We start from the raw sequence: 11,542 nt of genomic DNA, 5'->3' as shown, positions 1-11,542 counted from the left end.
TAACGTCTTTTGACTACACCATAAATCAAATTCTCCTGCTTTAAAGCCATCAGTAAATCTGATTTTACGTCTATCATCAGATAGTTGGTAGCCTGTTAGTTTATACTCAACGGAACGACTATGCTTTTTGAACCGAGGAAAACCCTTTTTTCCCGGTATCTTAGCATGACAATTCTGGTAAAACTTACTAATTGATTGCCAGGCTCTATCAGCAGCCGATTGACGAGCTTGAGAGTTTAATTTATTAACCCATGGTGTCTCTTTATTGTTAGCTAGTACCGCACAAAGTTTTTGGAGATCATTGCGGGTTGTCCCTTGATTGTCCATCCAATAACGAACACAAGAGTTACGCACAAACTGAGATGTCCTAATTGCTTCATCTAGTCTTTGGTATTGTTCTGGTGTCCCGTTTTTTAACTTGGCTTCTACGACTAGCATTGATTAATCCTCGACCCTGGATAGATTGAGTATAACACAGTTTACCTACAAATGGTAGAATTAAAATCGTGCTTCGCCGTCAATATCTTGGTCGGATTTCATCCCCCGCAAAGGTTGGATGTCTTGTCGAAAAATTTAGCGGCGGCATTCATCCGACATTTTAGGTAAACTGAAGATTGTTTACTGATTTATTCCCTCCTGATAATTGTCAACGATGAGATTAATCGGGAGAATTAGCAATATTGACGGCCAAAATTTATGGAATCCGCCTATTTTATTCCCCGTCTAGTTATCCCCGTCGGTGATCCCGCCGGGATCGGTCTTGAAGTAGTGTTAAAAGCGATCGCCGATTCCCCAATCTCGTGCAGTTGTCAGATTACTCTAATCGGCACCAGAACGCTTCTCGAAAAAGCCTATCACGATCCCCATCTCCTCGATCGCTTTTCTCTGATCGATTTGCCCTACAATCAAGAAAAAATCGTTTGTGGGCGTGGGGATGCCCATAGTGGTGAAATTAGCTTTCTTTACCTGCAAGAAGCAATAAAACGCACCCTCAAGGGCGAATTTGATGGTATTGTCACCGGTCCGATCGCTAAATCCTGTTGGCAGTTGGCCGGTTATGATTTCCCCGGTCAAACGGAGGTTTTAGCTACCATGGCGGGAATTAACCGTTATGGGATGCTATTCGTCGCTAAATCCCCTCACACCGGCTATAACTTACGCACTCTCCTCGCCACTACCCATATCCCCCTGCGAGAAGTTCCCGATGCTCTTAACCCCGATCTGATGACCCGAAAACTAGATCTATTGATCGAGTCTTTAAAGCTAGATTTCGGCATCGATCGCCCCAAAATCGCCATATCTGGCCTTAATCCCCACAGTGGCGAAGCGGGAAAACTGGGAAGGGAAGAAAAGGACTGGTTACAGCCTTGGCTAGAATCAATGGGACAAAAATACCCGCAAACCCAATTAATCGGCCTTGTCCCCCCCGATACGCTTTGGGTGGAACCGGGACGCGCTTGGTTTAGCGGTGCAGGGCAACCCGCCGACGCATATCTGGCATTATACCACGATCAGGGCCTAATTCCCGTGAAATTAATGGCTTTTGACTGTGCTGTTAATACTACCATCGGTTTACCTTTTGTTCGCACCTCTCCAGACCACGGGACGGCTTTTGATATCGCTGGCCTTGGCATCGCTAGACCCCAGAGTATGCAAGCGGCGATCCAATTAGCGATCGAATTATGTCAGCAGCGGGACAACCGGAGAACTAAACTAGAGATATAGCGCTCGATAGGAGACAATTGGATATGGGTATCGCTTCAGTTAACCCTGCCACTGGCGAAATTCTCAAGACTTTTACCCCTCTAACCTCGGAGGAATTGGCGGCGAAATTGGCCCTAGCTGAGGCAACTTTTCAGCAGTATCGCCGCACCGCCATCAGTCAACGGGGACAGTGGTTACGGCAAGCGGCGGATATTTTGGAACGGGATCAGGTAGCATTGGCTACAACCATGACTTTAGAAATGGGGAAACCGATCAAGTCAGCGATCGCAGAAGTTCTCAAATGTGCCTTGGTTTGTCGTTTTTATGCCGATAATGCCGCCGGTTATCTGGAAGATGTGTTGATTGCCACCGATGCTAGTCGCAGTTTTGTCCGTTATCAACCCTTAGGGGTGATTTTAGCGATTATGCCCTGGAATTTCCCTTTATGGCAAGTATTTCGCTTTGCTGCCCCCGCTTTGATGGCGGGAAATGTCGGCCTACTCAAACACGCTTCTAATGTCCCCCAATCAGCTTTAGCGGTGGAAAGAATTTTATTAGAAGCTGGGTTTCCCGAAGGCACTTTTCAAACTCTTTTGATCGGGGCCGATCGCGTTAGTGATTTAATTAACGATGAACGGGTAAAAGCCGCCACTTTAACCGGTAGTGAACCGGCGGGGATCAGTTTAGCAGCCGCCGCAGGAAAACAGATCAAAAAGGTGGTTTTGGAGTTGGGAGGTAGTGATCCTTTTATCGTTTTAGATACTGCTGATATCGAGGCGGCAGCGGCTACGGCAGTGACGGCAAGATTGTTAAATAATGGTCAGACTTGTATCGCCGCTAAACGGTTTATTGTTATGGAAACTGTCGCCGATAGATTTGAACAGTTATTAGTGGCTAAATTCCAAGCTTTAAAAGTTGGTGATCCCCTCGATGAAACTGTTGATATTGGTCCTTTGGCCACGGTATCGATAGTCTCGGAAATTGCCGCTCAAGTGGAAAAAACCGTCGCTATGGGTGGTAAAGTCCTTGTGGGGGGTCAACGTTTAGAGGGAAAAGGTAACTTCTATCTACCAACGATTTTAACCGATATTCCCGCCGGTTCTCCGGGGGAAAAAGAGGAATTTTTCGGACCGGTGGCTTTACTATTTCGAGTCAAAAATATCGAGGAAGCGATCGCTTTAGCTAATGATAGTCCCTTTGGTTTGGGTTCTAGTGCTTGGACGAATAAACCCGCAGAAATTGAGCGTTTAATTACCGAAATTGAGGCCGGTTGTGTGTTTATTAACGGTATGGTTAAATCCGATCCTCGCTTACCCTTTGGGGGGATTAAACGTTCTGGTTTTGGACGGGAATTAAGTGTCGAAGGTATTCGCGAATTTGTCAACGTTAAAACGGTTTGGATTAAGTAATTCAGTTAAGTAGTTAGGTGTTAAAAACTATCAAATCCCCCCCCTTATCAAGGGGGGAAGGGGGGATCGAACCCACCACCATAACCAAAATCAGAGATATAATTAACATAATTGTCGGAATAACGCACCCTACGGATTAAAAATATGCCGCGTATTATTGATAATATTGAGTCCCATTTATTGCCAATTTTACGCGAAAGTTTATTAGCATCCCAACGCGCTGATTTTTGCGTGGGTTATTTTAATTTGCGCGGTTGGCAGTCCATTGATACCTATATTGATCACTTTCTCGGTGGTGATTTGTCCTGTTGTCGTCTGCTGATTGGTATGCAGCAAGCACCCCAGGAATTACTACAGCAATCCCTGTCTTTATTGAAGCGCTCAAATGATATAGATAAGGCTACTTGCGCTCGTTTAAGAAAACAAATTGTTCAGGATTTTTGCCAACAATTAACTTGGGGGAATCCTAGCAATCGAGATCAGGCAGCTTTGCAACGGTTGGGAAAACAAATTCAATCGGGCAAGTTAGTAATTCGCTTATTTTTGGGCTATAATCTCCATGCTAAATTATACCTTATTCATCGACAGGATGTCAATAACCCAACGGTGGGATTTTTGGGTAGTAGTAATCTAACTTTTGCGGGATTACAACAGCAGGGAGAATTAAATATTGATGTCCTTGACCACGATGCTTGTGCCAAATTACAAAAGTGGTTTAATGATCGTTGGTTCGATGCTTGGTGTTGGGATATATCCTCGGATATTGTCAATGTGATTAACGAAAGTTGGGCCCGGGAAAGTCTGATTCCTCCCTATCATATCTATTTAAAAATAGCTTACCATCTTTCCTTTGAAGCGAGAGCCGGTTTAGCGGAATACAAAATTCCCCGACAGTTTGACCAAGACTTACTAGATTTTCAGAAATCGGCCATTAAAATTGCCGCTCGTTATGTGCAAAGACACGGTGGGGTACTAATTGGCGACGTGGTGGGGTTAGGAAAAACGCGCATCGCTTCCATTCTAGCATATATTTTGCAGGAAGACTACGATTTAGAAATCTTAATTATTTGTCCGAAAAATCTCCTGACTATGTGGGAGGATTACAGCTATAAATACAAATTAAGAGCGAAAATTATCCCCTTAAGTCAGGTTATGCAGGAATTACCCAATCTGCGGCGCTATCGGGTAGTAATTATCGATGAAAGTCATAACCTACGCAATCGGGAGGGTAAGCGTTATCGGGTAATACAGGAGTACATTAACACCAATGAAAGTCGCTGTATTCTCTTGACTGCGACTCCCTACAATAAAAACTATCTTGACCTGTCCAATCAACTGCGTTTATTCATTCAAGAGGATACTAATCTCGGAATTCGTCCCGAAAGACTACTAGAATCTCTGGGAGGAGAAATCGAATTTAATCGCAGATACCAATCTTCGGTTAGGTCCCTAGCAGCCTTTGAAAAAAGTGACTCTCCCGACGACTGGAGAGACTTAATGCGTCTCTATATGATTAGACGGACTCGCGGTTTTATCGAAAATAATTATGCTACAGAAGACGAACAGGGTCGTCGGTATCTAAAATTTGCTGATGGGTCGAGGGTTTATCTTCCCCAACGACAACTAAAGACAATCAAGTTTGACCTACAAGACTCGGTTTATGCGCGTTTATATTCGGAAGCAGTGGTGATAACTCTCAACGGATTGAAGTTACCCCGTTACGGATTGGGAAATTATCTAATTAAAGGATGCAAAGGGACAGGAGAGGAAGAAACCATCTTAAAAAGTCTATCCCGTGCGGGTAAAAGATTAATGGGTTTTTGTCGGACGAATTTATTTAAACGTTTGGAGAGTGGAGGGTATGCTTTCCTGCAATCCCTTGACCGTCATATTCTCCGTAACTATATTTTCCTTCATGCCATGGCCAATAATTTACCCCTTCCCATCGGGAGTCAGGATCCAGCTTTGTTAGACACTCGTTATCTGGATGAGGATTTAGTCACTCAGGGAGAAGATGAAAGTATAGAAACCGAGGAGACTGGGGGGATAACCGGGTTAGAAAAAGAGTATCAAAAAAGAGCCGAACAAGTGTATCAAAAGTATAGCGGTGATTATCGCAAGCGCTTTCAGTGGATTAACCCCGAGGTGTTTAAACCCGCATTGAAAAAAGACCTAAAATCCGATGCCTTGGCTTTAATAGCATTGTTGCAAACCTGTGGGACCTGGCAGCCGGAGACCGACGAAAAGCTAGAGAAGTTATGGCAGCTGTTAGAGGAGAATCATCCCAGAGAAAAGGTGTTAATTTTTAGCCAATTTGCCGATACAGTCAGTTATTTAGTCACTCAGTTGCAAAATCGGGGAGTGGATAAGATTGCGGGAGTGACGGGAAACTCTGCTAATCCTGCGGAAATGGTCCATCGTTTTAGTCCCCGCAGTAATTCTCAGCAAGTGGGGGAAGAAATACGAGTCTTGGTTGCGACGGATATCTTGAGTGAAGGGTTAAATTTACAGGATTGTGCCATTATCGTTAATTATGACCTACCCTGGGCAATTATTCGCCTGATTCAACGGGCCGGAAGGGTAGATAGAATCGGTCAAAAAGCAAGTCAGATTCTCTGTTATTCCTTTTTACCTGCGGAGGGAGTGGAGAGAATTATTAAACTGCGGACGAGACTATCTCAAAGACTGCGAGAGAATGCGGACGTGGTGGGGACCGATGAGGTATTTTTTGAGGAGGAGATGGATAACCAGACTTTATTGGATCTGTATCATGAAAAATCTGAGGTTATCGATGAGGAGGAGGATCAAGAAGTGGATTTAACCTCGGAAGCGTATCAAATTTGGAAAAATGCGATCGAAGTTGACCCTAGTTTAAAACATACCATAGAGACTCTGCCGCCGGTGGTTTATTCTACCCGTTGCCATAGTGGGACAGCAACCCATCCGGAGGGAGTCATGGTTTATCTAAAAACTGCTGGGGGGAATGATGCTTTAGCATGGATTGATAAGCAGGGAAATAGTGTGACTCAATCCCAATTAACTATTTTACGGTCCGCTGCCTGTCATCCCCAAACCCCGGCCATTCCCCCCCATCCCCAACACCATCAGTTAGTACAAAAAGGTACAGAATTAATCGCGGAGGAGGAAAACAACTCCGGATCTAAATTGGGACGATTGACGGGAGCAAAATTTAAGACCTATGAGCGCTTAAAAAGGCATTCTCAAGATAGTAAGGATGATCTGTTTGCTCATGAGGATTTATGCAAGGCTCTCGACCAATTGTATCATTATCCCCTTAGACAGTCGGCTCTCGATCGCTTAAATCGTTGTTTAAGAACCGGCATCAGTGACCAACAATTGGCAGATTTACTAGTATCTTTATATCAAGATGACCGTCTCTGTATTGTTCACCCACAAGAATCCACCCAAGAACCTCAGATTATTTGTTCCTTGGGTCTATTTCAACCATAGTAGCTTGATTCATGAATCAAGCTACAAAGTACGATGTTATCCTCTTGTGTAACCCATCGGGAAACGGAGGGAGATCCTCCCTTATCTCGTTCCAAGGTTCTACCTTGAATAAGGTAGGGTTGATTCATGAATCAACCCTACCCTTGATAAGGGGGGTGTCTGATAATTTTTAACGCTTACCTACTCAACTGATAACTGATAACTGATAACTGACTCCTAACCCTAACAACAATTTTTGATATTTCCAAGAGGTCCATTATGTCCCTCAACTTCTCCCGGACTCGCGACTTATTATCTAACTTCCAATTTGGGGAACTGTTTATCGAGGAATTGGGATGGTCTCATCCTCGCGCAAAAAAAGCTGTCAGTATCACCGTTGACAACCAAGAATATCCCTGTCAACGGATTGCGGAAGTGTCCGGAGTAGCAGTATTAGAGGTGACAACTACCGATATACCCGATGCGAAACTTCGTCGGGACATTCACCAGCAAGTTATCGAAAGAATTGCCGAAAATCTGCTAATTTTCGTCGATGGGGGACGGACGCGCAGTTTATGGTACTGGGTAAAAAGAGAGGGAAGTAAAAGTTATATCCGTGACCATCTTTATATAAAAGGACAACCGGGAGATTTATTTCTCAGTAAACTAGCGGAATTAGTCCTCGATATCACCGATTTTGAAGATGGGGAACCCTCCGTGGTGGAGGTGGCCCATCGCTTACAAAAAGGTTTCGATATCGAAAAGATTACCAAGAAATTTTATCAGGAATTTCAGCGAGAGCATTTACAGTTCCTCCCCTTTATCCAAGGAATTGATCGAGAAAGCGATCAAAAATGGTACACTTCGGTTATTCTCAATCGTTTAATGTTCGTCTATTTCCTGCAGCGCAAGGGATTTATCGATAACGACTTCAACTATCTGCAAAACCAATTACAAGCAAGTCAACGACGCGGGGAAAATTTATTCTATCGTCAGTTTCTGCAAACCCTCTTTTTCCAAGCATTCGCTAAACCGGAATACCAACGAGATGAGACAGTAACTGCATTGGTGGGAAAAGTCAAATATCTTAACGGAGGATTATTTCTCCAACATCCCCTCGAAAATCTTTATCAAAACATTTGTATTGATGACCAAGCATTTGAGAATATCCTCGATTTATTCTCCCGTTACTCCTGGAATCTTGACGACACTCCGGGGGGAAGCGATGACGAAATTAACCCCGATGTTTTGGGATATATCTTTGAAAAGTACATCAACCAAAAAGCTTTCGGTGCTTACTATACCCGTCCGGAGATTACTGAATATCTCTGTGATAGGACGATTAATAAATGGATTGTCGAGAGAAGCAATCAACATTATCCCCGCAAACAATTTGCCAGTATTTCTGAACTACTAATTAATCTCGATTCTCCCCTCTGTCAGCTTCTGATTGAAGATATTCTTCCCCAGCTTTCTATTTTAGACCCTGCCTGTGGTTCCGGTGCTTTTTTAGTGGCTGCGATGAAGACATTAATCGGAATTTATAGCGCGGTGATTGGGACAATTGAACTACGGGGAGACAGTAAATTAAAACAGTGGTTAACAGAGGTAAGAAAATCCCATCCCTCCCTCGGATATTACATCAAAAAAAGAATTATTTCCGATAACCTCTACGGTGTCGATATCATGGAGGAAGCGACGGAAATCGCAAAACTGCGTTTATTTCTCGCTTTAGTTGCTGCCGCACAATCGGTGACAGAATTGGAACCCTTACCGAATATTGATTTTAATATCATGTCGGGAAATTCCCTCATCGGGTTAATTCGCGTGGACGGAAAAAGTTTTAATCTCATGCAAACCCTCACCGCGCAAAATTATCAGGCAATTCTCGCAGAAAAAAATCGCAGTATTGAATTATACAAAGAACACGCTTTTCGATTGGGAGAAGTAGAGGGAACCCCCCAAGAAAACCGTCTCCAGATGTTACGGGATCACATCGAGGATGTCAACCGCGAATCGGTGCAGAAATTAAACCAAATTCTCTTAGATGAGTTTAGCGGTAAGTTGTCAATTAAGTACGAATCCGCACAATTAACGGGAAAAGCAAAGAAACGTTTATTAACTCTCTCTGATATGCAGTCCCTGAAACCCTTCCACTGGGGTTATCACTTCGATAAACTGATTACAGAAAAAGGTGGTTTTGATGTGATTATCACCAATCCCCCTTGGGAAGTCTTTAAACCCCAAGCGAAAGAATTTTTTTCTCAGCATAGCGACTTGGTGACTAAAAATAAAATGGACATCAAGACGTTTGAAAAGGAACAGAAAAAACTGTTAACTAATCCCGAAATCGCTCAAGCATGGTTAGAATATCAAAGTCAATACCCCCACGTTAGTCTCTATTTTCGTTCCTCGGAACAATATAAAAATCAAATCTCTATTGTCAATGGTAAAAAGCAAGGGACAGATATTAATCTCTATAAGCTTTTTGTTGAACAATGTTTTAATCTCCTCCATCCCCAGGGTTACTGTGGAATTATTATTCCCAGTGGGATTTATACCGATTTAGGGTCTAAACAACTGCGAGAAATGTTATTTTCTCATTGTCAGTTAGGGACTCTATTCGGTTTATCCAATGAAAGATTTATTTTTGAAGGAGTTGACCATCGTTTCAAATTCTGTTTATTTGATTTTGCTAAAGGTAAAAACACCGAGGTTTTTAATGCTGTTTTTCGCATTAATCCTAGAGAGGCAATTAGTAAGGATAAATTAGAAATATTTTTGTATAATAAAGATGAACAAGTGCAAATTTACACTAACTTAATCCGCAAACTATCCCCCGATTCCCTCTCGGTAATGGAATTTAAACAAGATATAGATATTCATATCGCTGAAAAAATGTCTCGTTTTCCCCTGCTAGGAGAAACCCTTCCCGATACATGGAATCTCAAGTTAACATCAGAATTTCACATGACTAATGATAGTCATTTATTTAAAACTGAACCCGCACAGGGAAGACTACCCCTCTACGAAGGAAAAATGATTCATCAATTCACCCATCAGTATGCTTTACCGAAATACTGGTTAGATGAAAAAGAAGCAAGACAAGCTTTATTAAAACGCGGTGAAGTCGATAAAGGTCAAATCTTGGACTATCAAACCTATCGTTTAGGATTTCGGTCAGTTTCATCAAGTACAAACGAACGCTCTTTAATTTCTAGTCTGATACCTAAATCAGTTTTTTGCGGAAATTCGTTATCTATTAGTGAGTACGAACAAAATAATTTTCGAGAAAATGAGGCATTCAAATTTTTCATCCTTACCATTTTAAACAGCTTTTTAATTGATTGGATGCTCAGACAAAAAGTTAGTCAAAATCTGAATTTTTTCTACATATATCAACTACCTATTCCCCGACTAAAAGAGGGAGATAAATACTTTCAGGAGATAGTAGAAAATGCGGCAAAATTGATTTGTACTACAGAAGAATTTGAGCAATTAGCGAAAGAAGTGGGGATAGGTTCCCATAAAAATGGAGTGACAGAAGAAGCAGAAAGAATGGCAATTCGAGCGAAATTAGATGCAATAGTCGCCCACTTGTATGAATTAACCCTAACAGAATTTCAACATATATTAAGTACCTTTCCCCTCGTCCCCGAAAGCGTCAAAACTGCCACCCTCAAAGCTTATCAAACCCTGTTACAGTAATCAGTAAAAAGTAAACAGTAAAAAGGCAGCCGCAAGCTTATCGCTCAATACTATTGACTGAAAACTGATACTAAATCCAGTTATTAAAAACCGATTATCTATTCCCTCTTTTGCCTATTGCCTATTGCCTTTTGCCCCTCCTCATAAGCAGCCCATACTCAACGGATTTAGTATGATTACTGTTTACCGATCACTGATAACTAAATTCTGCTGTAAGCTGATAGCTAGATTGTCAGGTCACGGAAATCGATGCAAAGTTCACTGAAAAGGATTATCATCGGTGCGAGTTTTTTTCTCGCTACGGTAGTCGGGGCAACTATCGGTTATATGGCCTACGGTTGGAGTTTTCTCGATGCCGTTTATATGGTGATTATCACCATATTTGGGGTGGGTTTTGGGGAAGTTAACCCGATTAACACTCCCAGTCTGAGAGCTTTTACCATGTTAGTTATCGTCTGTGGGACCACCTCGGCCGTTTATGTGGTGGGAGGGTTTTTTCAGATGCTGACCGAGGGAGAAATTAACAGAGCTTTTAGCGATCGCCGTATGAATAAAGAGATGCAATCCTTAGAAAATCACGTCATAATCTGCGGTTTTGGGCGCATAGGACGCATCCTAACGACTAAATTGGCAAAAACAGCCCAATCTTTTATTATCGTCGATAATAACCCTGATCGCATTAGATTAGCTCAGGAAAAAGGTTACATAACTCTTAATGGTAACGCCACCGATGAAAGTATTCTCCAGAAAGCCGGTATCGACAAAGCGCGAGTTTTAGCGACGGTGTTGCCCGATGATGCCTTAAATGTCTTTATCACTTTAACCGCAAGGGAACTCAGTCCGCAACTATACATTATCGCTAGGGGAGAATATCCCAGCACCGAGAAAAAATTAAAACTAGCCGGGGCCGATCAAGTGGTCTTACCTGCTACCATTGGAGCAGAGAGAATGGCCCATTTAATCTCCCATCCGGCCGCGATTGATTTTTTACAGGAAGATGAAGGTAGGCGCAATCTTAACGAATTATTAGCCGATATCGACCTGCAATTTGAAGAATACTCGATTTTAAGCGATTCGCCCTTTTTGGGACAACCCATCAGTCAGATGGAAGTGCGGGGACAGGGTGCTTTTATCATCGGAAATTTTGGGTCTGAAACCCCGCCGTTCTAGGTTGGCTTTACGTTAGAATTAAAAGGCCAGTCTCGAAAACCAAGTGGACGGCGCAGCACCTTGAAAACTCGGCTTAGGGGGTTCCGACCAGAAAAGCTTGG

General features: G+C 42.7%; 5 protein-coding genes and 1 pseudogene. 5 read left to right on the top strand and 1 reads right to left on the bottom strand.

Annotated elements, in window-relative coordinates; translation table 11 throughout:
• A partial coding sequence (locus tag IM456_RS20825) for a nuclease/transposase family protein (RefSeq protein WP_502845909.1) occupies window positions 1-438 on the bottom strand: 438 nt, incomplete at its 3' end.
• A 258-nt stretch (window positions 439-696) separates the two neighbouring features.
• Here IM456_RS20825 and pdxA point away from each other — a divergent pair.
• The 5 genes and pseudogenes from pdxA to IM456_RS20800 form a co-directional block, all read left to right on the top strand.
• On the top strand, window positions 697-1,725 hold the full coding sequence (gene pdxA / locus IM456_RS20820) for a 4-hydroxythreonine-4-phosphate dehydrogenase PdxA (RefSeq protein ID WP_149986615.1): 1,029 nt from the start codon (window positions 697-699) through the stop codon (window positions 1,723-1,725).
• 23 nt (window positions 1,726-1,748) lie between these two features.
• Window positions 1,749-3,113: an NAD-dependent succinate-semialdehyde dehydrogenase gene (locus tag IM456_RS20815; RefSeq protein WP_149986616.1), complete on the top strand. Its 1,365-nt coding sequence runs from the start codon at window positions 1,749-1,751 to the stop codon at window positions 3,111-3,113.
• A 144-nt stretch (window positions 3,114-3,257) separates the two neighbouring features.
• On the top strand, window positions 3,258-6,584 hold the full coding sequence (locus IM456_RS20810) for a helicase-related protein (RefSeq protein WP_287693648.1): 3,327 nt from the start codon (window positions 3,258-3,260) through the stop codon (window positions 6,582-6,584).
• 258 nt (window positions 6,585-6,842) lie between these two features.
• A complete protein-coding gene (locus IM456_RS20805) occupies window positions 6,843-10,271 on the top strand; it encodes an Eco57I restriction-modification methylase domain-containing protein (RefSeq protein ID WP_287693646.1) in 3,429 nt (1,142 codons plus the stop codon).
• Window positions 10,272-10,520: 249 nt separating this feature from the next.
• A pseudogene (locus tag IM456_RS20800) lies at window positions 10,521-11,408 on the top strand (potassium channel family protein); the annotation flags it as partial.
• Window positions 11,409-11,542 lie beyond the last annotated feature (134 nt).

Source organism: Microcystis sp. M079S1 (assembly GCF_020246425.1).
Lineage (GTDB): Bacteria > Cyanobacteriota > Cyanobacteriia > Cyanobacteriales > Microcystaceae > Microcystis > Microcystis aeruginosa.
The sequence above is the reverse complement of the archived record's forward strand: the minus strand, read 5'-3'. Positions and strand labels throughout refer to the sequence as shown.